The organism is Shewanella sp. MF05956 (assembly GCF_059758055.1).
The window spans coordinates 1-25246 of sequence record NZ_JCAYNV010000029.1 but is presented as its reverse complement, the minus strand read 5'-3'; the positions used below and the strand labels follow the sequence as shown (position 1 = coordinate 25246).

Annotated in this window: 16 protein-coding genes; 7 read left to right on the top strand and 9 right to left on the bottom strand. The window is 43.7% G+C overall.

Features of this window, described 5'->3' with window-relative positions; genetic code table 11:
• The first annotated feature begins 219 nt into the window (after positions 1-219).
• From AC19MX_RS20390 to AC19MX_RS20380, 3 genes are all read left to right on the top strand, one after another.
• Positions 220-924 carry a nucleotidyl transferase AbiEii/AbiGii toxin family protein gene (locus AC19MX_RS20390; RefSeq protein ID WP_498299714.1) on the top strand — a complete coding sequence of 235 codons (705 nt, stop codon included), beginning with the start codon at positions 220-222 and terminating at the stop codon, positions 922-924.
• A gap of 456 nt (positions 925-1380) precedes the next feature.
• Positions 1381-2694 (top strand): ATP-binding protein, encoded by a 1314-nt coding sequence (locus AC19MX_RS20385; protein WP_498299711.1) that lies wholly within the window; start codon positions 1381-1383, stop codon positions 2692-2694.
• 155 nt (positions 2695-2849) lie between these two features.
• Positions 2850-3590, top strand: coding sequence for a sulfotransferase family protein (locus AC19MX_RS20380; protein ID WP_498299713.1), 741 nt, complete (start codon positions 2850-2852; stop codon positions 3588-3590).
• A gap of 5 nt (positions 3591-3595) precedes the next feature.
• Here AC19MX_RS20380 and AC19MX_RS20375 read toward each other — a convergent pair whose 3' ends face one another.
• The 8 genes from AC19MX_RS20375 to argC all read right to left on the bottom strand — a co-directional run bounded on the left by AC19MX_RS20375 (position 3596) and on the right by argC (position 15173).
• A complete protein-coding gene (locus AC19MX_RS20375) occupies positions 3596-5044 on the bottom strand; it encodes an MFS transporter (protein WP_498299710.1) in 1449 nt (482 codons plus the stop codon).
• A gap of 236 nt (positions 5045-5280) precedes the next feature.
• Complete coding sequence (gene mdoH, locus AC19MX_RS20370; RefSeq protein WP_432403786.1) at positions 5281-7464, bottom strand: glucans biosynthesis glucosyltransferase MdoH; 2184 nt, start codon at positions 7462-7464, stop codon at positions 5281-5283.
• Positions 7465-7475: 11 nt separating this feature from the next.
• Entirely contained in the window at positions 7476-9155 is a 1680-nt protein-coding gene (locus AC19MX_RS20365; protein WP_498299709.1) for a glucan biosynthesis protein G, read from the bottom strand.
• 454 nt (positions 9156-9609) lie between these two features.
• Positions 9610-10974, bottom strand: coding sequence for an argininosuccinate lyase (gene argH / locus AC19MX_RS20360; RefSeq protein ID WP_498299708.1), 1365 nt, complete (start codon positions 10972-10974; stop codon positions 9610-9612).
• Positions 10975-11128: 154 nt separating this feature from the next.
• Positions 11129-12352, bottom strand: coding sequence for an argininosuccinate synthase (locus tag AC19MX_RS20355; RefSeq protein WP_011635684.1), 1224 nt, complete (start codon positions 12350-12352; stop codon positions 11129-11131).
• A 110-nt stretch (positions 12353-12462) separates the two neighbouring features.
• Positions 12463-13368 (bottom strand): ornithine carbamoyltransferase, encoded by a 906-nt coding sequence (locus tag AC19MX_RS20350; RefSeq protein WP_432403653.1) that lies wholly within the window; start codon positions 13366-13368, stop codon positions 12463-12465.
• Between the two features lie 14 nt (positions 13369-13382).
• Positions 13383-14162, bottom strand: a complete 780-nt coding sequence (gene argB, locus AC19MX_RS20345; protein WP_432403651.1) for an acetylglutamate kinase — start codon at positions 14160-14162, stop codon at positions 13383-13385.
• A gap of 30 nt (positions 14163-14192) precedes the next feature.
• A complete protein-coding gene (gene argC / locus AC19MX_RS20340; protein WP_498299707.1) occupies positions 14193-15173 on the bottom strand; it encodes an N-acetyl-gamma-glutamyl-phosphate reductase in 981 nt (326 codons plus the stop codon).
• A gap of 263 nt (positions 15174-15436) precedes the next feature.
• Here argC and argE point away from each other — a divergent pair, with 263 nt between their 5' ends.
• The 4 genes from argE (at position 15437) to AC19MX_RS20320 (ending at position 23137) form a co-directional block, all read left to right on the top strand.
• On the top strand, positions 15437-16588 hold the full coding sequence (gene argE / locus AC19MX_RS20335; RefSeq protein ID WP_498299706.1) for an acetylornithine deacetylase: 1152 nt from the start codon (positions 15437-15439) through the stop codon (positions 16586-16588).
• Between the two features lie 152 nt (positions 16589-16740).
• On the top strand, positions 16741-19389 hold the full coding sequence (gene ppc / locus AC19MX_RS20330) for a phosphoenolpyruvate carboxylase (RefSeq protein WP_498299705.1): 2649 nt from the start codon (positions 16741-16743) through the stop codon (positions 19387-19389).
• A complete protein-coding gene (locus tag AC19MX_RS20325; protein ID WP_498299704.1) occupies positions 19386-19925 on the top strand; it encodes a YceB family lipoprotein in 540 nt (179 codons plus the stop codon). Before ppc ends, AC19MX_RS20325 begins: the two co-directional genes overlap by 4 nt.
• 185 nt (positions 19926-20110) lie before the next feature.
• On the top strand, positions 20111-23137 hold the full coding sequence (locus AC19MX_RS20320; RefSeq protein WP_498299712.1) for a DUF2339 domain-containing protein: 3027 nt from the start codon (positions 20111-20113) through the stop codon (positions 23135-23137).
• A 49-nt stretch (positions 23138-23186) separates the two neighbouring features.
• Here the strand turns inward: AC19MX_RS20320 and AC19MX_RS20315 are convergent, their stop codons facing one another.
• Complete coding sequence (locus AC19MX_RS20315) at positions 23187-24461, bottom strand: CinA family nicotinamide mononucleotide deamidase-related protein (protein ID WP_498299703.1); 1275 nt, start codon at positions 24459-24461, stop codon at positions 23187-23189.
• Between the last annotated feature and the right edge of the window lie 785 nt (positions 24462-25246).

Sequence of the window (25246 nt, the reverse complement as noted above, 5' to 3'; positions counted from 1 at the left end):
ATGGACTTATCCCGTTCGATTACATCGAACACTGCTTAGAGCAATTATCCTACCCTGATTGTGACCTCAACAATCTCTTACCCTGGCAGGTTAGGCTAGACAAGGCGTAGTTCGCCGGACGCATACGGCTTTCCGTTGATATTGATCTGGTATTCCTGCCCATGATGGCAAGGCAACAAGCCTTACTGACAATTAAAGAGAACTTAGATACATTAATCCATTATAAACAGCATCGATAACACCCGCGTTATTCGTTCATACCAAGATAAAATTGATGCGCTACGTCTATTAGTCGAACGAAATGGTGTTCAAATTAAAATAGAGCTTTCTCCAGTTCTACGTGGGACAGTTTACGAGTCAAAACTCATTTCTGTGAATGAAGCTGTTGAAGATGAATTTGGTTTTGCTGAAATGGTAGTTGTGAGCTTTGCCGATCTGTATGCGGGTAAGATTTGTGCAGCGCTCGATCGCCAACATCCAAGAGATCTTTTCGATATAAAGCAATTACTTGATAACGAAGGGCTTACCGATGAACTGCGTAAAGCACTACTGGTATATATTATAAGTCACCCTCGTCCAATCGCCGAACTACTAAATCCTCATTTTAAAGACATCTCAGATGTGTATCGAGGTGAATTTATTAACATGGCTGAATACGATATCCCACAGACAGAGCTTGAGGCTGCACGGGAACAGTTAGTGAAAATAATAAACATCTCGCTAACACGAGAAGAGCGAGCATTCTTATTGTCATTCAAAAACCGATCACCCAACTGGTCACTGCTTGGACTTTCCGGTGTTGAACAATTACCCGCCATACTTTGGAAGCAACAAAACTTAACTAAGATGCCTCCAGATAAGCATGCATATGCTTATGACCGGCTTAAAAGAGTTCTTGCTACCAAGCCCGCTACTCCAGTTTAATTTAAGCATTCAATTTGTTAAAAATAGCAATTTATTCGCCTCACAACAGTACTAGTCACCTCAATAACACGTTAAATGGCCATTTCGGTATAATCATTTACCGACAGAACAACCCCGAAGCGATAGCAAGTTAATGACACTTAAGCTGACAAATTATTCCCTTTATTGCCCAGCACGATTGTTTTGCACACAAAGGAATGACGGCAGCATTCATATCAGCAACGCCACAAACTGGGCTAAATGTAGGATGACGATAGCCGCGGCTGGCTTTAACTATTTTTTGATATTGCCGACAACTTATTACGTCACTTAACGCGCAACCCACTAGACATAACATTCTTTTATGCGCATAAAAGTGTAACTTTCTCGCACTTTTACGCGCATTAAAGTGTAACTTATGCGTGTTTTTATGCTTATAATGGTCACTAACATTGATTACCGCCGGTTAGAGGCTTTATGAAACGAACTTTACTCAATTCATTAATGACGTGGAAAAACCAACCGGAGCGTAAGCCATTACTGATTGATGGTGCTCGCCAAACGGGTAAAACGTTTCTCCTGCAAATACTTTTTGGTAAAACATTCGCCAACACGCTTCGTATCGACTTTCTAGAAAACCCTGCTTTTAAAGAGGCATTTGAAAGCTCACTTGCACCTGATGAGTTATTAACTAACATTGAACTGATCACCGGCCAGAGCTTTAACCCAGAAACAGACTTACTTATTCTTGACGAAATCGGCGAGTGTGAGCGTGCTATCACATCACTCAAATATTTCGCCGAAAAAGCCCCGACTTACTTTGTCGCGGCAAGTGGATCAAACATTGGTTTATTAAATACTTTTCCTGTAGGCAAAGTTGAACAGTACTATTTACGTCCGTTAACGTTCAAAGAGTTTATTTATGCCTCTGAGGAGTCTGCGCTAATTAAGGCATTTGACACCCAAGCAAGTTCGACGACCGCACACAACATACTGATGGACAAACTCACTGATTATTTCTTTACCGGTGGTATGCCAGAGGCCGTGGCAGCTTGGTATCAATATAAAGATGCCAGCATATTAGAACGTGTTGCAAAGGTATCGAAAATACATGCTGACTTGGTAGAAGGTTACCGACGAGATTTTGGTAAATACGCAGGTAAAGTTGATGCGACTTTGATTGAATCCGTGTTTAGTAGCATCCCTGCACAACTCTCTATCGTGATGGATGAGTCTGTTAAGCGCTTTAAATTCAAAAACGTCCACCAACGTAAATCACGTTATAGCGATTTTGAAAACGCGATTCACTGGTTACTCCGTTGTCGCTTGGCGCTGGCTAACTATCCGATTGAAGGGGCGCCTAAATCACCACTTGCCGCTTACAAAAAAGACAATATGATTAAGTTATTCATGTTCGATCTAGGGCTACTCAGCCATATGCTTGGCAGTAGTTATAAAGAAATAAAACAGCAAAGTTATGAGTACAAAGGGTATATTGCCGAAAACTTTGTTCAGCAAGAACTGACTGCTATGGGTATTGACCCTAGCTACTCTTGGAATGATGCTCGAGCAGAAATAGAGTTTATTGTGACTAATGATGCAGGCGCTATTTTCCCTATCGAAGTCAAAAGTGGTAAACGTACGCGCGCTAAATCTCTTACGTCATATATCGAGAAATGCGATCCGAGCAAAACATTCAAGCTTACCGGAACACAAGGATCTTCAGTTCTAGAGAAAGAACATATCGTAATGCCGTTATATTACACTCAATATTTACCGACAAAATGGTAACGTTAGGTTACTACTCATAAATTGTGTAACCCGTAATTTACATGGCTGATTAATAAATAAGTTTACCTTTCAATAACCCAATGCGACTGTAATAAATGACATCCAAACTGACTGAAGTATCGACAACGCCACAAACCGCTAAGCATCAAGCCGCTATGCATAAACCTACATTGGCAAATGAACAGGCAAATAAAGTGCTTATTATCGGCCTGCCGCGTACGGGCACCACTAGTGTCAGTGTGGCATTACTTGAACAGGGATTAACGGTTGCTCACCAGGCGTTTACCAAGCAGGCGTTTATGCTGGCCGATGCGGTGTCTGACGCGCCGTGTTTTAGTGATTATCAGCAGCTTGACAGATTATTCCCCAACGCTAAGTTTGTTTATTTAGACAGGCCATTAGATAAGTGGTTGCCGTCGATGCAAATGTTGCTTGGCCGAATGATGGTGCATTTAGACAAAGACAATGGCCGCTTTCATCCGGTGATGAAACGCAGTTTTAATCATTGCTTTGATATATGGCAGGTTGAAGATGTAGCAGATGAAGCCCACTTAACGGCTTGTTATCTGCGCCACCAGCAGCAAGTATTGAGCTATTTTGCTGGCCGAAATGACTTTATATCCATTGATATAAGCGTTGCAGGTAGCCTTACTGCCCTATTGCAGTTTATTGGCTTACCTCTGGCAAATGAGGCTGAATGTTCACAACTGAACCTTTCGCAGTTAAATTGCCCACAACTAAGCTTTCCAAAGCAGAGCTTTCCACAATTAAACTTTCCACAGTTAAACATGGGCCGTAATGTGGCTAGTTGGGATGAGTATAAACATCCCAATAAAATCAGTGCCAATGCATCTGGCCCTGACAAGCGTAAGTTTTTTGATTACCGCCTCGATTAGAAGCGTTATTTATCGCTTTGTTGTTCTTTATTTTTAGCGCGCTTTTTCTTGGCCACGGTAAGCCAGTCTAGGCTGACACCCGAAATAGCATTAAAGCCACGGATGCGGAAAATAAGAGTGAGTAATTCAGGCCTTGGACGCGCTTTGGGTTCTACGGAGCGCGGAATAAACCACAATGCCACCAGCGATCGCATGATGGTCGAGATCATAAACACCAAAAATATTGGGTTGGTTAACCAAGTATTTAAACCTGTCCAGATTAGAAACGCTTCTGCATACGAGGCAATGACGCCTCCCAACATCGCACCAATAAATACAAAACCGGCACTTAATGCCGCCTGTAATGCTGCGTAAGTAGCAAAATCACTGCGAAAAGGTCGAATATCATAAAGATAATTCGCGGTACTTAAGGTAAAGCCGCTCCAGGCTAAACCGGAAAAAGCTTGAATGGCGAGAATGTATAAATAGTTATCAGAGAACAGCCACAATAACGGCAAACTCGGAATGAGGCAGCTGGTAATCATCATCACTAACCGATTACCGTACAGGTCGCTAAAGCGGCCCCAAAAGCGCAAGGTCATAAATTGGGTAAAGATGGAGGCGACGCTCGATAACACAAATTCAAAATAGGTAAAGTGCAGGTCTTCTAGCATGTATACCGCAAAAAACGGTGCCGATATGGCCACCATGCACTGCATACCCGCCACAAATAAACTGTAATGACGAAAGGTTTTGTCTTTCCACGCCTGGCGAAAGTTATATAGGGTTTGGCTAAACACCCCAGACGCTTTGGCCGCTCGCGGTTCTGGGTCGTGCATTTGCAACAACAACCAGGCTGAAGCAAAACGCCCCATTGCGGCAATAGAAAACAGTAAGCTAAAGCCTAACCAGGCCATCTGTACTGAGTCGGTTAGCGTTAATATGCCGCCGCCGACAAAAAATACACTCAGTGATGCCATCATAGTTAAACGGGTACGAGACGCAAAGAATGCACCACGGCGGCGCTGCGGTACTATCATGCCCATCCAGGCACGCCAATGTGGCTGAATTAAATTAATAAATCCTTGGTATAACACCGCTAAGCCGATAAATAGCCATACGGCATTTTCAGGCCGAAACGCCGCAAGCGCGCCCATACCCAATACCACAACAGCCTGCAATACCGCACATGCCACAATAAATTGCCGACGACTAAAATGACTCGCCAGCCATACCGATAACAGCTGTGCTAATGAACCAAACAACTGCGGTAAACCGGTTACCCAGCCCATTTGGCCTAGGCTTGCGCCTAAAAAAATCGCATAGGCATTAAAAAAATTATCACTGGTAGCGGTCATGGTTGACGAGGCAACAGCCTCTTGCTGGCTGCGGCGTAGCGTGCATCGAAGCCACGACAGTCGGTCACGACTGCGCGAACAAGGATTAGTATTGCTAAACGAAGGTTCTAAAGCCATAAGATGTTTGAATGCACGCCATTGATAAGTAACTGATTAAGGTTATGGGTTTACGTCAGTGTTTAAAATTATGGCTGATAAGTGCCCAGCTAACAATCTATGGCGATCACATAATCCACTATTGTGATTGTAAGCATAAGTGCGCACTGTGCTGGTATAAGCTCCTTAAACACAAAAGCCCTGTCGATATAAATCGACAGGGCTTTTTGCACATCAACAATCAATAACGCTTTTACTTAACAAAACGACACTAACCCTTCAGACTCCGATTGTTCTGGCAGCTTTTGTAACTGTTTTAACAATAATGGGTTACCCAGTAAATACGCCAACTCCTGGCGGGTAAATAGGTTGGCTATATTGTGTTGGCACTGGGCCTCTTGCACTTTAACTCGGGTAATGGCTTCTAGCGACTCAACGGCTGAACCCGCTAAACGGTGAGGTTTTTTGTCGATAACGGCTAAATGTAATGCCATGAGCTCTGCGTCTTGCAGCAATCGATATAAAGTCCACGGTTCTGCAATAGCTTGCACATATTCGGCACGACGCGCTTGCGAGTCTACGCTAAGTTGCGGTGCGCTTACCTCTTCTGGCGTGGCCAAAATACCTAAGCTTTTTACCCATAGGCCAAATCGTTCTGAACCGGTCATGGCAGAAAGCGGTACAGCAAGCCATAAACCAATTAACGCGGGGCTCATCCACGCCAATAAGGTAAGCGAATCAAGCACGGCGGCGTAACCCAATAACGCACCCATTAACATGTGCCAACGATGACGATAAATCAATGTTAGCCAAGGTAAGCTGCCGTCGTCACGACGTTGTGGCGACCAACCACTGTCGCGTCCAGCTAAAATAGACATCACAGCACCGCAGTGGATCAGCATCATTATTGGCGCAATCAGTGCCGACAATATCACTTCGATTATTACGCTAATCATGGCTTTACCTCTGCCACCTAACTGCTTACTCATGGTGCTATTTTTCAATAACAATATGACACCAAGGATTTTTGGACCAAACAATATGCCCATGGTGATATAGAACAACCGTAACGCACGGTCGGAGTCCATGACTGGCCAGGTGGGGAATAGCGAAAACTGGTCGGTAAAATATTCTGGGCGAATAAAGTGTGCCTGTAGTGCCAGCATTAAGCCCGACAAAATCAGCATTAACCAGAATGGCGATGACAAATACGCCATTATCCCTGTGAGTAAATGTAAGCGGCTGACCCAGTGCAATCCTTTACTAAACAATATTCGAGTGTGTTGTAAATTACCCTGGCACCAACGACGATCGCGCACCGCTAAATCGACAATAGACGGAGGGCATTCTTCGTAAGACCCTGGAAGGTCGGCGGCAATCACTACGCTCCAACCCGCACGCCTTATCAACGCGGCCTCAACAAAGTCGTGGCTCATAATATGGCCACCAAAAGGCGGTTTACCGGCTAAATGCGGTAAGCCCGCTGCACTCATAAAAGCTTGGGTGCGAATAATGGCATTGTGGCCCCAAAAGTTACCTTCTTTGTGCGCCCACCAAGACAAACCTGTACCAATCACTGGCCCGTAAATCCGCGCAGCAAACTGTTGTAACCGTGCCATAAGCGTGTTGCCATTGACAAGGTAAGGAATGGTTTGGATAAGCCCTGCGTCAGGATCTGCCTGCATCCGTCTCGCCAAACTAACAATGGTATGAGTTTCCATTAAGCTGTCGGCGTCTAACACCAACAAGTGATCGTATCTGGCGCCCCAGCGTTTGCAAAAGTCGGCCACATTACCGGCTTTACGGGCATCATTTTTACGGCGACGGCGGTAATACACCCGCGCATCTTTGCTCACTTTATGGCGCAAAATCAAAAACGCCTGCTCTTCTGCCAACGCAATATCGGGGTCGGTAGTGTCGCTTAATATAAACCAGTCAAACGCATGGCTTTCGCCCGACGTAACTAATGCCATCGCCATCACCTCAACCGCGGCAAAAACGCGATCGGGTGACTCGTTATAAGTCGGCATTAATATCGCGGTGCGGGTATGCAGCTTTATGCTTTCGGCAGTTTCGGCAACAGGCTTTTTAAGGAGCATAATAAAGCCAGCAATGCCGCCACTAAATGCCAATGCTATCCAACAAAAGTTAACCGCAAACAACACTAAAACGATGTATTCCAGCGGCGTTACGCCGCCGACATTAAATACCGACACCATTTCGTAAATGGCCATAACCGACATAATAAACGCGCTGCCAACCACTAACAGACGACGTAATCCGTCTGACTTTACGCCATTGGCAATAATACTTTTACGCGGCATGCCTTCGGACAACGCACGTAAACTCTGCGGCTCCATTGGGCTTGGTCGCTCTAATGGCATGGCTGCACCACCGACCAATGTAGGCTCGGTAGCATTTGTATCAAACTCAGTTTGCATCGTGTTCATGTTTAAAGGGTCCAGCGATAAAGCCAGGTTTCGACATCTCGTGGGCCAGTAAATTTAAGCTCAGCACGTAGCTCAATCAATTCAGCATCTTGTGGGTCCATTTCAAACGCCAAACGATAGCCATTGGTTTTAGGCTGACGAGACACCACCACATTGGTTACCGAGCCGGCTGAACTCTGCACTTTGGCGACCGGGATTTCATCGTTATTGCCTTCTTTCACTTGATAATCGATAACAAACAAACGTCTCGGGGTGGCTTTGGCTATTTCAGCGCGGCCACTGGCGGTACGGGCTACAATAACAGTGCCATCGTCAACTTCGGGCTCGCTGCCCCAAATTAATCGATAAGTAAAATGAAACTCGCTACCGGCTGCGATAGGTTGTTTCGGTTTCCAGTAACTGACGATGTTGTCATGAATTTCAGAGTCGGTTGGAATTTCGGTTAACACTACCTCACCTGCGCCCCAATTGCCGACAGGTTCAACCCACAAACTTGGACGACGCTCATAATGGGCTTCGAGATCTTGATACGCATCAAAACTGCGTTCGCGCTGAATTAAGCCAAACCCTTGTGGCGAGTTGTCCATAAAGGCACTGACTTGCAATTGCTTTGGATTAGCCAGCGGACGCCATAAACGCTCGCCGCGACCATTTAAGATCAATAGCGCATCAGAATCATGCACTTCTGGTCTAAAGTCATCGGTGTTTTGGCGGCCATTCATAGAATGTAAAAACATACTGGTGCTAGGCGCTAAGCCAACTTTAACTAAATCCACGCGTGGAAATAACGTTGCTTCGACATCAATGTGAGTGTTATCGCCCGGTCTCACTGAAAATCGGTATGCCCCAGCAACGCTTGGACTGTCGAGTAACGCATGCACCACAATTAAGTTACTGTCGCTGTTTGGGCGTTCAACCCAAAAGGCACGAAATATAGGAAACTCTTCGCCTTCTGGTTCAGCTGTATTTAACGCTAACCCTCTTGAAGACAAGCCATAATCGCTGCCTTTACCTAATGCACGGAAATAACTCGCGCCTTGGAATACCATTAATTCGTCAAAATACGCAGGGGTATTTAATGGGTAATGAATACGTAAACCCGAATAACCAATATCCTGGGTCGGTAAACGCTGACTTAACACATCACCTGCAGTAAAGAACTCTGAGTTATAGGCTAAATGGGTCGCTTGCTTACCTTCAACCAAGGCAATTTCAATCAAGTCTTGGAAATAAAAACCCCGATGAAATAATTGCATTTGATATGGTAAGCCTTCAGCTTTCCAAATTGAGGCATCTGGCTTAAAGCGAATATCGCGATATTCATCATAAGATATTTTGGCCAACCCGGGTGGTAATGGGTCTTTAAGTTCTACATATGGCTTTTGCGCTAATTTACGCGCAATTTTAACCACTGAATCAGAATCAAAGTTAGCTGTTTTGGCAAAACGCACTTTGGTTTCTGTGTTCAGATTATTCGGTGATTTAACTATCGCTTGTTCATCTGCATAAGTTTGCAGCGGTATGGTCACGCTAGGCGATGTGGGTGTGGTAATCGGTGGAGTAGGTTCTTGTGCGGCAAGATTAAAACAAAGCCCTGCGGCCATGGCTAACGACAAACGCGTTAGCGCTTTTTTTACAATGTGAGATGAGACCGAAGTACGACAACTCAGTAAGCTAACCATAATAGGCTACCTAAAAAATACAGCGTTAATATGCGAGTTTCAGAGCGGTTATTGCGGCAAAATATCTTGGTACACAACCCTATGCTCTATTTCGCGAACGATATCAGAACGCCAAAAAATTGCACAAGTATTCATCAATAAAATCCATTACCACCTATAACATTTTAATCTAACTATATATCCAAATATAACGTAAAAAATCACGCTATTGATTGCTACTGCACCGCCTTTTACGAAAAAAGGCAAACGGTTAGCTGTTATGCCCATTCTGACTTCAGTGTGCGCTTTTAGGCAAATGATCCGCATAGCATTCGACACCGCCTTTTGCCGCCATTGAAGCTCAAGTTATTGAAAATAAATGTCATCAATAGCTACATCAATGAATGAATGCTCAAACAAAAAGCCCTGTTGGGTTTAGCAACAGGGCTTCATTCAAAACTGACTCGCTAAAAAATTACGCTTTTTTAGCGGCGATTGCTGCTTGCACTTGATTGATGGCGGTGCCACCTAATACGTCACGCTTTTCTAAACACGCTTCAATGGTAAGGTTTGGATACACATCATCGCTGATCACTTTGGCAAATTTTTGCAGCTCTGCCACGCTTAATTCTTCAATCGGCTTTTGCTCACCAATGGCAAATACCACCACCTCGCCCACGACATGGTGCGCTTCACGGAACGGCATGCCTTTAGCGACGAGATAGTCAGCAAGTTCTGTGGCATTAGCATAGCCTTGCTGCGCCGCGACCAAAGCTTGTGGGCGATTTACTTTTAAGCCTGACAAAACGAGTGCCGCCATGTCTAAGCAAATGGCCCAGCTGTCGACCACATCAAACAAGCCTTCTTTGTCTTCTTGCATGTCTTTATTGTACGCCAATGGCAATGCTTTCATGGTGGTTAAAATACCCATTAAGCTGCCATATACTCGGCCAGTTTTACCACGGATAAGCTCTAACGCATCTGGGTTTTTCTTTTGTGGCATCAGTGATGAGCCAGAAGTGACTTCATCTGCAAGTGAGATAAAATTAGCTTCGCCAGAGTTAAAGAAAATTAAGTCTTCTGCCATACGGCTTAGATGCATCATGCTGATTGACGCCGCGCTACACAATTCAACCACGTGGTCACGATCAGACACGCTGTCTAAACTGTTTAAGGTTGGGCGAGCAAAGTTTAATGCTGACGCTAATGCATGGCGATCAATAGGGTAAGCTGTACCAGCGAGTGCGCCAGAACCTAGCGGACATGAATCGGCACGGCTTAGAGCATCTTGCAGGCGGCTAATGTCGCGCTCATACATTTCTACATAGGCTAGCGCCCAATGGCCAAAAGTCACTGGCTGTGCACGTTGTAAATGAGTGTAACCTGGCATCACTGCATCGACTTCACGCTCGGCTAATGCTATCAACTCTGCATGCAAAGTGCCTAGGCGTGCGAGTAATGCAGCACCTTCTTTTTTGCACCACAATTTTAAATCAGTCGCGACCTGGTCGTTACGTGAACGACCCGTGTGGAGTTTTTTACCTAAGTCGCCGACTTTGGCAATCAGCTTTTGTTCAACAAAGCTGTGAATATCTTCTGCGCCGTTACTGATAATGGCTTGTGGATCATTACCCACCTCCACCAGCAATTCATTTAACGCCGCTTTTAAATCAATGCATTCTTGCGCGGTAATAATACCTACGCTGGCAATGGCGTCTGCCCATGCGATTGAGCCGACAACGTCTTGTTCAAATAAGCGATAATCAACTGGCAATGAGTCATTAAATAACTTAAAAAGTGCACTTGTTTCGCCTTGAAATCTTCCGCCCCATAACGCCATGTCGGTATCCTCTGTGTTGAAAACTGTTTTAAGAACTGGCTGTTCAATAATATAGGTGTTAAGTATTTTCTTTCTTGTGATGACTCTTTAGATTACCCAAAAGTCATTATAAGAAAGGCGCTTCGCAGCGCCTTAAATGGTATTGGCGTAAACCTTATTTAGTGTTTAACGCACGAATACGACTTGCTAAAGAGTACAAACGGATAAAGCCCTCAGCATGCTTTTGGTCATACACGTCATCTTCACCAAAGGTGGCAAAAGATTCTGAGTATAGGCTGTTTGGCGAACGCTTTTTAACAGCTGTCGCCTGGCCTTTGTATAGCTTAATAACGACATCACCGTTAACAGATTCTGCTAATGATTCTGACGCTGCGATAAGTGATTTACATAAAGGCGTAAACCAACGACCGTCGTAAACTAAATGCGACATTTGGCCAGCAATCTGTTCGCGCCAGGTACGACTAGTTTTGTCTAACACTAATTCTTCAATGGCACGCAGACCAGCAAACATCACGGTGCCGCCTGGTGTTTCGTAACAACCACGAGACTTCATGCCCACTAAACGGTTTTCGGTAATGTCGATACGACCTACACCGTGTTTGCCAGCAATGTCATTTAGCTTCATGAGTGCAGCGTATGGCGATAATGCTTCATCGTTTACATGAGTCACACGACCATGCTTAACCGCTAACGAGACATATTCAGGCTCATTTGGCGCATCTTCTGGTGCTACTGTTAATGTCCACACGCCTTTTGATGGCTCGTTCCATGGATCTTCTAACTCGCCACCTTCGTGCGAAATGTGCCATGCGTTTGCATCGCGGCTATAAATCTTGGTTGCTGATGCGCTGGTTTTGATGTCACGCTCAGCAAGGTAAGCCAATAAGTCTTCACGGCTACGCATTTCCCACTCACGCCAAGGTGCAATTACTTTTAGGTCTGGTGCTAATGCAGCAAAACAACCTTCAAAACGCACCTGGTCGTTACCTTTACCAGTACAACCATGACATACCGCGTCTGCACCGACTTTACGTGCTACTTCAACTTGCGCTTTAGCAATAATTGGACGCGCCATTGAGGTACCTAATAAGTAAGTACCTTCGTAAATAGCACCCGTTGCGATAGTTGGGTAGATGTAATCGGCAACAAATTCTTCTTTAAGGTCGACGATATGGCACTCAGAAGCTCCTGACGCTAAAGCTTTTTCTGTTAAGCCAACGAGCTCTTCTTCGCCTTGGCCTACGTCGGCACAAAATGCGATGATTTCGCAGTCGTCATAGGTTTCTTTTAACCACGGGATAATAGCCGAAGTATCTAAACCACCTGAGTACGCCAATACCACTTTTTTAACACCGGTTTTTTTCACTGCATTAGACATGTTTATTTCCTAGAATCGATTTCGTATATGGTCAATGTTAATAACGCCAACGGCATTATTGCCTTAATCTTTTGAATCACTTAAGTAAGGTGACTAAGTTAATAGTGCGATTAACTTAATAAGGTCACTAATACTGCATTTTGTGCATGCATGCGGTTTTCTGCTTGATGTAAAATCAATGAACCTTCACCATCCATCACTTCATCGGTCACTTCCACACCACGGTGTGCAGGTAAGCAATGCATAAAGAATTTAGCGCCAGCTTGAGCCATGAGCTCACTATTTACTTGGTACGGTGCAAAACGGGCTTTAATGTCAGCAAGCGGGGTTTCATCACCCATAGAAATCCAGGTGTCGGTGTAAATAGCATCATGGCCTTCAATGGCATTAATGTCTGCACTTAAGGTTAACTTGCCACCATTTTGCTTTGCTAACGCTTGTGCTTCAGTCACGATAAGTGCATCAGGGAATGCCCCTTCAGGACAAATCACTGTCATGGTCATGCCCAAAATCGCTGCACCATAAATCAACGAATGAGTGACATTATTACCATCACCAACATAAGCCAGTTTTGCTTGGCTTACATCATCAAACTGCTCAGATAATGTTAAAAAGTCAGCTAACGCTTGGCATGGATGATACAGATCAGACAAAGCATTAATGACTGGTACACTGCCATGTTGAGCTAATTGCTCAATGGTGGTGTGTGAGTATGTTCTTGCCACAATGGCATCGGCCCAGCATGAAATGTTTGTCGCGAAATCAGCGACCGTTTCACGCTGACCTAACGCGCCATTTTGTTGGTCTAAGTATAAGCAGTGGCCACCTAATTTATTAATGCCAATATCAAAGCTGACTCGGGTGCGCAGTGATGGTTTTTCAAACAACATCACAACGCTTTTACCATCTAAGGCGCGACGGTACTCAGCTGGGTTATTCTTAATTTTTTTAGCCAGTTCAAGAATGGCTAAAAGCTGAGATTGAGTTAACTCTTTTATCGACAATAGGTGCTGCATATACTTCTACTCCATTAAGGTTGTATTTGAGTCCCGACGGACCCACCTTTGACTAAGGTTTTTAATTGTTCGGCGTCGCGCCATGAAGCCACTTGCACGGGTTTACCCATCCATTGAGCGACTTCTAATGCGGCTTCCACTTTGACTTTCATGCCTTTTTCAATCACCCCTTGGGCAACAAGATGTTCAATTTCGCTTTTGTTTAAACTATGAATTAATTGACCTTTACCGTCTAATACACCCGATACGTCTGACAATAACACTAACGTACCGTTCACTAATTTTGCTAACGCTGTTGCGGCTTGGTCGGCATTAACGTTTAACATTTCACCCTGGCTAGAAATGGCAATCGAACTGCAAATTGGCATCCAACCCTGGTTTAGAATAAAGTTTAAGTAGGTGGCATCTTTGGGCTCAACTTCGCCCACCAGCCCTAAACGTTCATCTTTGATTTTAGCGGTAACCACATTGCCATCACCTAAGCTCATGCCTACGCTAACAATGCCCGCTTTTGCAGCTGCGGCTTGTAAAATTTTGTTCGAGGTACCTGCTAGCGCGCCAACAATAATAGGGATTTGATCTGCTGGCGTAACACGTAAACCGTCTAATTTAACGGTTTCTTTGCCGTTAGCGGTTAATTGCTCGTCAACCAAACAACCGCCGCCATGAACTAATATGACTTGTTGGCCAGCGGCAAGCATTTCGGCTGTGGCTGTCATTAAACGCGCCATACCCATTTCGCATTGTAGTAATGCGCCACCCACTTTTAGGACTAATACTGATTTTGTAGCCATTATGTTGATTCCTTTACTAATGCGAGTTAATTACACACCGAAATGGATTTTAATGCACTGTAGCCCTTGGCTAGCAGCACCTTTCATTAAATTGTCTATCGCGCTGGCGACCACTAAATAACCGCTGTTAGCATCATATTTCCACCCTAGGTGACAGTTAGGTGTATGCACGACATCATCGACTTTAGGAAACATGTTGTGCTTAACGGTAACAATGGGTGAGCTGTCATAAACGCTATACGCTTTTTCAATATCGGCTTCTGTTGTACCTGGTTTTAGCTGCACCGTAATAGTGGCTAAAATACCGCGTTTAAAGTTGCCTAAATGCGGTGTAAAAATAACTTCTTGGCCCAGGTGAGTAGCAATTTCTGGTTGATGACGATGACCTAAGACACCGTATGGCGTTAGGCTGACTTCGCAGAAATTAGTGTGTAATTGCGCTTTACGGCCCGCTCCGGTAACACCACTGACGGCATTAATGACTGGGTACATCTCAGTTAAAAAAGGCTTAAGCGGCTTTAACGCGGTTAATGATGCTGTAGGGTAACAACCCGCTACGGCTATCATTCTGGTGTGCTTGATTTTTTCAGCATTCCACTCTGCTAAACCGTAAACCGCTTCAGCTAGCACGTCTGGATGAGTGTGTTCAAAGCCGTACCACTTAGGGTATTGCGCCACATCTGCAAAACGGTAAGCGCCACTTAAGTCAAATACCGCTAAACCTTTTTTATAAAACCATGCGGCTAACTCTAAGCTCACTGAATGTTCAGTCGCGAGGACCACGCCATCGGCTTGGTCTACAATTTGTTGTTTTGCTTCATCTGTTAGTGGAGAAAGCGTATAAGCCATATGACTGTATGTAGGGTACAAGTCTGCTAATTTACGGCCTTTGTCTAAACTGTTTTCCGACACGTATAAGCCTTGAACCGAAAGGTTACTGTCTGCATTAATCAATGAAGTAATTTGTGCGCCTGTGTATCCACTAGCGCCAATAATTGCGATGCTTTTCATAAGTTTGATTTCTTTTGAGTAGTGAGATAAAGAGTCAGCATAGCTTATTTAGACAGGGAGCGTCTAATTTGGGGCTATCGTCGCAGGAAGTTCGCGTTGATTATTGATATAGTGGTTTTAGCAGTATGAAAGCGCATGTTTATTTTCATTTTGATCGTTCTATTTATGGTGTCGGTTAATGCTGTTTGCTAGACTACCACGAAATATTAATTATGCAATATATGTGAATAAGTATTTTACATATAATTTTTTTAGGATAACCCATGAGCACACTACCAGATCTTAAAAGTTGTTTTACACAGCTGATTGCAGCGCCGTCAGTCAGTGCACTCGAAGCAGAACATGATATGAGTAACCATGCAGTTATCAACTTGTTGCAAAATTGGTTTAGTGAGCTGGGTTTTGACTGTGAAACCCCCACGGTTGAAGATTCGCGCAATAAGCAAAATTTAATCGCTCGTATTGGCCAAGGAAAAGGCGGATTATTACTTGCTGGTCACACCGATACAGTACCCTTTGATGAAGGCCGTTGGAGCCAAAGTCCATTTGAGATGATTGAAAAAGACAATTGTTGGTACGGTTTAGGTACTTGCGACATGAAGGGCTTTTTTGCTTTAGTGCTTGAAGCATTAAAAGACATGCCACTTGATCAATTCAAACGCCCACTGACTATTTTTGCCAGCGCAGATGAAGAAACCACCATGAGTGGTGCTAAAGCCTTTGCCGACTCTAAGGCTGTGGCCCCCGATTATGCAGTAATTGGTGAACCCACCAGCTTAAAGCCTGTCTATATGCATAAGGGGCATTTAGCGCAAGGGATCCGCGTAATTGGTCGTAGCGGTCATTCATCTGATCCCGCACGTGGTCTAAATGCCATTGAAGTGATGCATAAAGTAATTAGCCAGTTAATGAAGCTAAAGCAGCATTTAAGTGAAAACTATCGTGAAGATGCATTTACGGTACCTTATCCAACCATGAACTTTGGCCATATACATGGTGGCGATGCGGCTAACCGTATTTGCGGTTGTTGTGATTTGCACCTAGATATTCGTCCGTTACCGGGCATGGAGTTAGCCGATCTCGAATTAATGGTGTTGAACTACTTAGCAGACATTAGTAAAGAGTATCCTGGCAGTATTAGTGTCAGTACTTTGTACCCGGGCGCAGAATCGTTTGCAGGAAAGGCAGATAATCCGTGGACCAAGTTAGTTGCTGAATTATCAGGAAGTGAAGCCGAAGTGGTTAACTATTCGACTGAAGCACCTTATATCAACAAGCTCGGCTGCCAAACATTAGTACTGGGCCCAGGAAGCATCAATCAAGCTCACCAGCCTGACGAATATATTGGCTTAGAATACTTAACGCCAACGGTCGAGCTGATTAAGAAAATGATTTATCACGCTTGCATTAAATAGCCGTCAAATTTTGGTTAAATGTGAAAGCGAAATGTAATAATTTTACGAAATAAAATTACAAAACACAGTGCCAGCGTATTGACCAATTTTACTACGCTGGGTATTGTGATGTGAGAGATATTGGCAAAATCGTTCTTTTTTCGGGAGTAAGTATGACAGAGCAAACGGCAGATATGTATGCGTCACTTCGATCAAATGTGGGGCATTTAGGCCAGATATTGGGCGAAACAATGCAGAACCATTTAGGCGACGCATTTTTAGAAAAAGTAGAACAAATTCGTATTTTAGCGAAAAAATCTCGCCAGGGTGACGAAGCATCACGCGATCAAATGTTGGCATTATTAACCGCATTACCAGACGAAGAACTGGTGCCTTTTGCAAAAGCCTTCAACCAATTTTTAAACCTAGCCAATATCGCAGAACAATTTCACACTATTAGCCGCAATTGCGACGAATTGGTGTGCGTGCCAGATCCAGTAGAACAACTACTTGGACGTATGCTTGATACAGACTTAGATAAAAAAGATGTGATTGCGTGCTTAAAAAACTTAGACATTGATTTAGTGTTAACGGCGCATCCCACTGAAATTTCTCGTCGCACACTGATTCAAAAATATGCCGCGGTGGTCGATTGCTTAACCGAGCAAGAAAACAACCAACTGACCGATCGTGAGCGTCAACAAAGCACCCTTCGACTACGTCAGCTTATTGCGCAAATTTGGCATACAAATGAAATCCGTAATGAACGACCAACTCCGGTTGATGAAGCGCGTTGGGGTCTAAGCACTATCGAAACGTCTTTATGGCAAGCCATTCCTGACTTTTTACGCCAGCTAAACGATCAAGTAGAACAAAAAACCGGTCAACAATTACCGATTGATGTTTCTCCTGTGCGCTTTTCAAGCTGGATGGGTGGCGATCGCGACGGTAACCCGTTTGTGACGTCAACAGTGACTCAAGAAGTGCTAGACCGTAACCGCCATGCTGCTGCAAGACTGTACCTAAAAGACATTGTTACTCTGCTTGGCGAATTGTCTATGGAGCAGGCCAATGAAGAGTTATCCGCATTAACAGATCACAGTAAAGAACCGTACCGTGAAGTGCTGCGTAAGCTACGTTGCCAATTACGCAACACCATTGATTACCTCAATGCCCGCCTTGAAGGTAAGCATCCAGATGCCGACATCAGCGAGTTAATATGGCATAAAGACGACTTACAAAAACCGTTAGAACTGCTTTATAAAAGCTTAAGCGATTGTGGCATGAAGCTAATCGCTAATGGCCTGTTATTAGATATTTTACGTCGCCTAGCCTGTTTTGGTATTCACATGTTGCGCCTAGATATCCGTCAAGATGCATCACGTCACAGCGATGTGATTGCAGAATTGACTCGTTATTTAGGCATGGGTGATTACAACCATTGGGATGAAAACGAGAAACAAGCGTTTTTATTACGTGAGCTAACCGGTAAGCGTCCGTTAATTCCTGCCAACTGGAAACCATCTGACGATGTAGCTGAAGTGGTCAGAACCTGTAACTTAGTCGCCAAACAACCCGCGAATGCATTGGGATCGTATGTTATCTCAATGGCGAGTAAACCTTCTGATGTGCTCACAGTATTGTTGCTATTAAAAGAAGCGGGCTGCACGAATCCAATGCGCGTAGTACCGTTATTTGAAACCTTAGCTGACCTTGAAGGCGCTGCGGCATGTATGACCTCGTTACTGAATATTGATTGGTACCGCGGTTACACCAAAGGCATGCAAGAGGTGATGATTGGCTATTCTGACTCAGCGAAAGATGCCGGCGTAATGGCAGCAGCTTGGGCGCAGTACCGTGCTCAAGAGCAATTAGTTGCAGTGTGTAAAAAAGCCGAAGTGAAATTGATGCTGTTCCATGGTCGCGGAGGCTCAATTGGCCGTGGCGGTGGACCAGCTCATAAAGCAATTTTATCGCAACCACCAGGTTCAGTAGATGGCCGCATCCGCGTCACAGAACAAGGCGAGATGATCCGTTTTAAATTTGGTTTACCAAAATTAGCCGTACAAAGCTTAGCGCTTTATACCTCTGCAGTAATGGAAGCGACATTACTACCACCGCCTGAGCCTAAAAAAGCATGGCGTGATTGTATGCAACGTATTGCTGAAGAGTCAGTACAACATTACCGTGGCATTGTGCGCGAAGAGCCAGATTTTGTGCCTTACTTCCGCGCAGCAACTCCAGAAGTAGAACTGGGCAAACTGCCATTAGGCAGTCGTCCAGCTAAACGTAAAGTCGACGGTGGTATTGAAAGCTTACGTGCTATTCCGTGGATTTTTGCCTGGTCGCAAAACCGTTTAATGTTACCGGCTTGGCTTGGAGCGGGTGAGGCATTACAAGATGCGGCAGATCGTGGTGAACTTGAATTGCTACGTGAAATGGAAGCGCAATGGCCTTTCTTTGAAACCCGTATTTCAATGCTAGAAATGGTGTATACCAAAGCGGAGCCAAATCTCGCCAAATACTATGAGTCGTGCTTAGTAAAACCTGAGCTGCACCATTTAGGTGAAAAACTACGTCAACGCCTACAGTTGGGTATTGATGCAGTATTGTCATTAACTCAAACAACCGAGCTAATGTCGCATACCCCTTGGAATCGCGAATCTGTTAAACTGCGCAACCCGTATATCGACCCACTCAACTTTTTACAAACCGAGCTATTAGCCCGCACACGTAGAGAAGTTGAACCGTCTGCAGATGTTCAGCTAGCGCTTATGCTGACCATTGCCGGCGTTGCAGCAGGAATGAGAAACACTGGATGATAACCTTGGTTAAAACCCTTGGACTGGGATTGTTATTGTTACTGACTGGCTGTGCCAGTCAGTACAGTATCACCGAGTCTGAAATTGAGCAGTACCTTAATAAAGACATGCATTTTGAGGTAAAACAGGGCAATAAGTTAATTGGTATATCACTTAAGCTAAATGATATGCAGGTCGTGCTAGGCGCTAAGCCAAATACGATGGCAGTAACAGCAGCGACCATTATCACCGTTAACAACCCATTGATGCCTATCCATGCAAAATTGAAAACCACGTTTGAGGCCGTACCTTGGTACGACAGTGAAACGAAAAGTATTTATCTGCGCCAGTTAGACTTAGTTAAAGTAGAGTCAGAACCTGCAGATATTGAACGTTACATCAGTCAGGCAACACCACAACTGATGGGGTTTTTACGTAATTATCTTGAAAACCAGCCTGTGTACACCTTAGACACTCGCGACAGTAATCAAGCGTTAATGGCTAAAATGACCAAAGAAATTGCCGTACAACAAGGCAAGCTAGTGGTGAAGTTTTAAGGTTATTTCCGCAGTAACAGAAAGCACCTCTCGAGGTGCTTTTTTATTGTTTCAAACATACAAATCCAGACCTCTATCAACACTTAAATATCTCAAGTATCAGAAAACTGAGCATTTCCTAATCAATCAGAACCACGTACAATAACCTGGCAATATTGGAATGCTTAGTAATCATGGGATAAATGATGCCGTTAGTGGATGACGTAGCCAAATTAAAAGCGCAGTTAGCAGAGCTGGTCTCGCAACAAGATGCACAACGGGCCGATGTAAATCAGCAGTTAGCTAAATTCAGCCAGCAACTTGATGCTTTGGCTGTGCAAGTACAAGCGCAAAATAGCGATGATCAACAAAATAGCTTGGCTAGCGAAAATTTGCCTATTTCAGTACATGAGAACCAAGCAAGTAATACGATCGATAGTCTCGTTACGGATATAACTCAATACTCTTCTTCCGCTTGGGAACATCAGCCGTTAGACACTAATCACTCAGTATCAACGCCATCCATAACAGCACGACAAAGTGCGCTAAGTGCTATGGTCTCTCAATTAGCTGAAGCTATTGGAGAGTTCAGCGCATCAGCACTTGCACCATTGTCTGGGTTAACCGAACAAGCAAAAAACTTTTATCAACATTACCAAGCTAAAGGTTTAGGTCCTGTATTTTTGATGACCGTTGCCGGCATCATTACGCTAACTCTTGGGTTTGGTTACTTATTACAGTTTTCAATTAACAACTGGTTTTCAGAGCTGGGGAAAGCGTTATTAGGTTTAGGTGTCGCAAATAGCATCATTGTCGGCGGTATATTTATTCGACAAAAAAGGCCGGGCATGCAAGATTTCGGTTCCGGCTTGGTTGGCCTTGGGCTTATTCTTAACTACTTGTGTTTGTATTTCTTAGGGCCCTATTTTAACCTCATCCCCGATGTTGCCTGCTTTGGTCTGCTGTTAATCAACACCGTTTTTGGTTATGGTTTATCATTTAAACTCGACACCAAAGTTGTCGCTATTATCGCTTTAATAGGTGGTTCTTTAGCGCCACTGATGTTACTTGATGGCGGTCAAACACCATTACTGTATCTACCTTATTTGATGCTTATCGGCATCTGCTCGATGGTTCAAAGCCACAAATTAGCATGGCCGATACTCATCGAAATCACTGCATTACTGCATATAGCTTGTATACAAATACTCGGCTTATTCATTCAATTACCGTTGGCGGCCATTGATTGGCAAACCGGTTTAGCATTATTGATGGTCAATGGACTATTTTATCTCTACAGCATTGCCAGCTTATTATTTATCATCAAATCGACGTTAACGCCAAGGCTGCTAGCAGTGCCTATCGCACTCATGGTTTTTACTCTCTACACCCTAACCCAGTGGAGTGTGTTTGCTGGAGAGCTATTTGCGCTTAATGCATTGCTGTGCGGGTTGTTATATTTGCTAATTAAACGCGATAAAGATATTAGCGCCCTGGCTTTAGCTTTTGCCGGCAGCTTTGCGGGATTTTCCGCACTGTTTCTACTCAGCGTAGAACTGATGGGATTAGTGCTGTTATTAGAGGGATTATTGTTACTGTGGATTGGCTGTAAACAACTGTTTAGCCCTATTAGAGCAGAAGCTTATGTCTTACTGGTACTTGGCATCATCAGCAGTTTTGCGAACGTATTTGAAGTACTCAACCTGCCGCACTATGACAACGATAGCTTATTGGGGTATCAAGGGTTATTGAGCTTATCAATGGCACTTACCTGTGCTATGACTTTTGCCGCACAGAAGCTTCTTAGCCGCTATCAAGCTGATTTAATGACATTTGAACACCTAGCAGTACGGTTTATCCGTGAGTTACTGGGAGTGCTATATACGGTTACATTATTACTCATTAGCTTCTTTATTACTGAGCAATATTGGCTTAATACATTGCCATTAATCAGCTTATTATTACTGTACATGAGTGCTAAACACACTCTCCGCGTTAGCGAAATGCTAGCTTGGTTAGTGCAACTACCGCTATTAGGATTAGTGATTATTGGCATGGTAGATGCCAATAGTCTGAGTTTTGCAGACCAAGCGATGAATGCAAAACTTGCTCGTATTGAGCTCTTTATTGGACTATTACTCGCGTATTATTGGTACAAAAAATATTATGCCGATGCCAAATTAATCCGCTTTGCTTACTACGTTCAGTTGGCATGTTATTTAGCTTTACCGTTACTGCTATTGCCTAAAATCGTGCGTAGTTACCCAGACTATATTGCTATAGCATTATGGGTAAGCAGTCTCATGAGCTTAGGATTGGCATACGTCGTTAATCACAAAAGTCTTCGCTATGAGTCGCAAATACTCACGGTATTAGCAACCATGATCACTGCAACAATGTGCCTAGCTGAACTGTGGCAAGGGCTACTCGCATTAGTGATTGGTTTATCATTTATTGGATTTATCAGCTGGCGTTATACTCTGCTCCCTAAGAAGTGGCAGCAAATGACCACGCTTCAATGGCATATTGCGCCATATTATATTGCCTTAGTAATAGCTGTACTGAGTCAAACTGTTACCAATCTACTCTATCCATCATGGGCAATCACAGCGCTAATTATTTGCGGCTATTTCAGTGTCATTACCGAGAGAAACACTCGTATAGGTCAACATCTAAAGTCGGCCTTAGCACCTAGCTATAGACTGGCATACGCGGCCATCTTTATCTGTGCCATTTTACCTATTGCGCTTCACAGCGAAACACAGCTGACGTTAAATATTAATAACTTACTGATTAATTTAGCAGAGCTTGGAGTGCTAGCTTTATTAGCTCGATATTTACTAACAGCGAGATTAGGTATTAGAGCGCACAGAAAAATAGTCACGCATACCGCACTAAAATGGGCTTGGCATACTTTATTAGTAATAAGTTATTTATTCTGGAGCTACCAATTCGACACCAGCGTAGCAGCGCCAATGAGTGCTGTGCTATTAGTCGTACATGCCAGTGCAGTGATGTTTATCAGCTTACGACCTCAACAAGCAAACCTAGTCAGGCTCGCGGCATTACTATTTGCTTTTGCGTGTATCAAAGTGATTTTTGTCGATATGGCGTCATTTGAGTTAATTCAAAAAATCGTCGCATTTATTCTGATTGGGGTGATTTTGTTGACAGTGGCTTACTTTTATCAAAAAGCGAAAAACAATCAATTGCCTGAAGACCTTACAGCCTAGTCATTAAATCTAGCTTGCTTATCACTGTGATAAGCAAGCTAGAATAAACTTACTTGGCGAACCGAGGTATTGACGGATAATCAACAATTACAGCTTCTTCAAGTAATGCACGACGAAGCATATCGTAAGCTATTGCCGTACTCATACTTCTTACAAGCTGGCGTGATCGTTTTGGTAACTTGACCATTTGGCTGTATACCCCGTGTTTAGTTGCTAATGCGATGGCAACGGTTCCAACAGGTTTGTCATCAGATCCTCCCTCAGGACCCGCTATACCGCTAGTGGCTAATGCAAAATCACTGTCTAAAATGCCCCGTACACCTTGCGCCATTGCTTCAACAGTCTGAATAGATACTGCACCATGATCGTCAAGTATCTGTGGATTAACACCCAGCACCTTCACTTTAGACTCATTACTATAAGTCACTAAACCATGATGCAAGTACGATGAACTTCCCGCAAAGTCGATCAATTGACTGGTGATCATGCCACCAGTACAAGATTCTGCCACACTAAGGCTAAAACCGGACTGGTATAATCGATGATGGATCTCTGCTGCTAATGTTGGGCGATTTTCAGCAACGACTGCACACCCTAATAAAGCTTTAACCTGCTTTGTTACATCAGGTAACTGACGAATAGCGTTATCACCACGCGCAAATATCTTAATTTCAATGTGTGGCATTGAGGAACGATAACCTAACTCAATTCCAGCGGGTAAAGAGATCTCAGAAAGAGTATCCGCTAAAGATGACTCACCATGGCCAATAGTGAGTAATTTTTCTAATGCTGACTTTTCTTGAACACCAAACTCTTCAGTAATAAATGGAATAAACTGTTCGGTGATCATGTGCTTTAATTCAAAAGGTACACCTGGTGTAAAGAATAACCACGCATTATTCAATTTCACTCTAAAGCCACATGCTGTGCCGACAGGATTATCGACCATCACAGCAGAAGCCGGTAACCAAGCTTGCTTTAAGTTGCTCTTAGCCATTACCCGATTATTACGGGTAAACCAATCTTCTAAATGCGCACGCCATTGCACATTCTCGACAAGCTCTTCACCTTTAGCTTTCGCCATGGCTAGCGCAGACATATCATCACTAGTCGGCCCTAAGCCACCATTAACAATAATGACATCTGCATGCTTACTGCGCTCTTGGAATGCAGCGACAAGGTCATCCATCCGATCACCTACCGTCACACGATGTTGCATCTCAATGCCTAACTCCATCAAGGTATTCGCAACCCAAGCTGCATTGGTATCCACTATCTGACCAGATAGCACTTCTTCACCTGTGCAAATCATTTCTAACTTCATTGTTATTCCTTATTCCATGCTATTGGCACTTAAGTTAGGGGAGCAATATGCTATTGGCAAGAAAATAGATCGAAATAATAGGAAATTTGCTAATAAGTAGCTGAATGAATTACAACAATTCAACAGTAATATCGCAAAACAGCTAAATTGGATCGTTTTGTTAATGACCTATATGCAAGTTATTCGCGATAAATGTGCATTTTGATTCAACCAACTAAAAGCTGGATAAACCCTTAAATGGAAAAAATGAAGCGATTGATTGCGAATAAAACATATATGCAATTAGCTACGGTGAGCAAAGCGGCTATCAAATGAGTATTTAAAACATACAACAAAATCAAATCGTACATTTGACATGAGAACGCACATTTTATTTCTTGAGAGCCAAGAACATAGGATAAACAATCATCATGACAGCAACATTGCTGACAGAACATCATTAAGCGCTGATTATTGTTGTCTTTACAGGGAAATAGCATAAATTCCAAATACAAAAAAGCCTCGTCGTTAGATGAGGCTTCGATGTCATTAGCGGAGCGGACACTGATTTGTGGTAAAAATGAACCCACGACATCAGTTTAACAAGCCGCCTAAAACTTATAGAAATAATAACTTCGCAATAAATAGGGTGAATACCAATCAATCTCGGGGATTTCAGCGTAAGCGTCCGGGCAAGTACGTCTTCAACTGCGCTCATCGAGCCTTTATCTTAACGACTGATAATGACATCAGGAGTTAACATGGCTACACGTTCACATCAAGATTGGGCTGCTTTGATACAACAG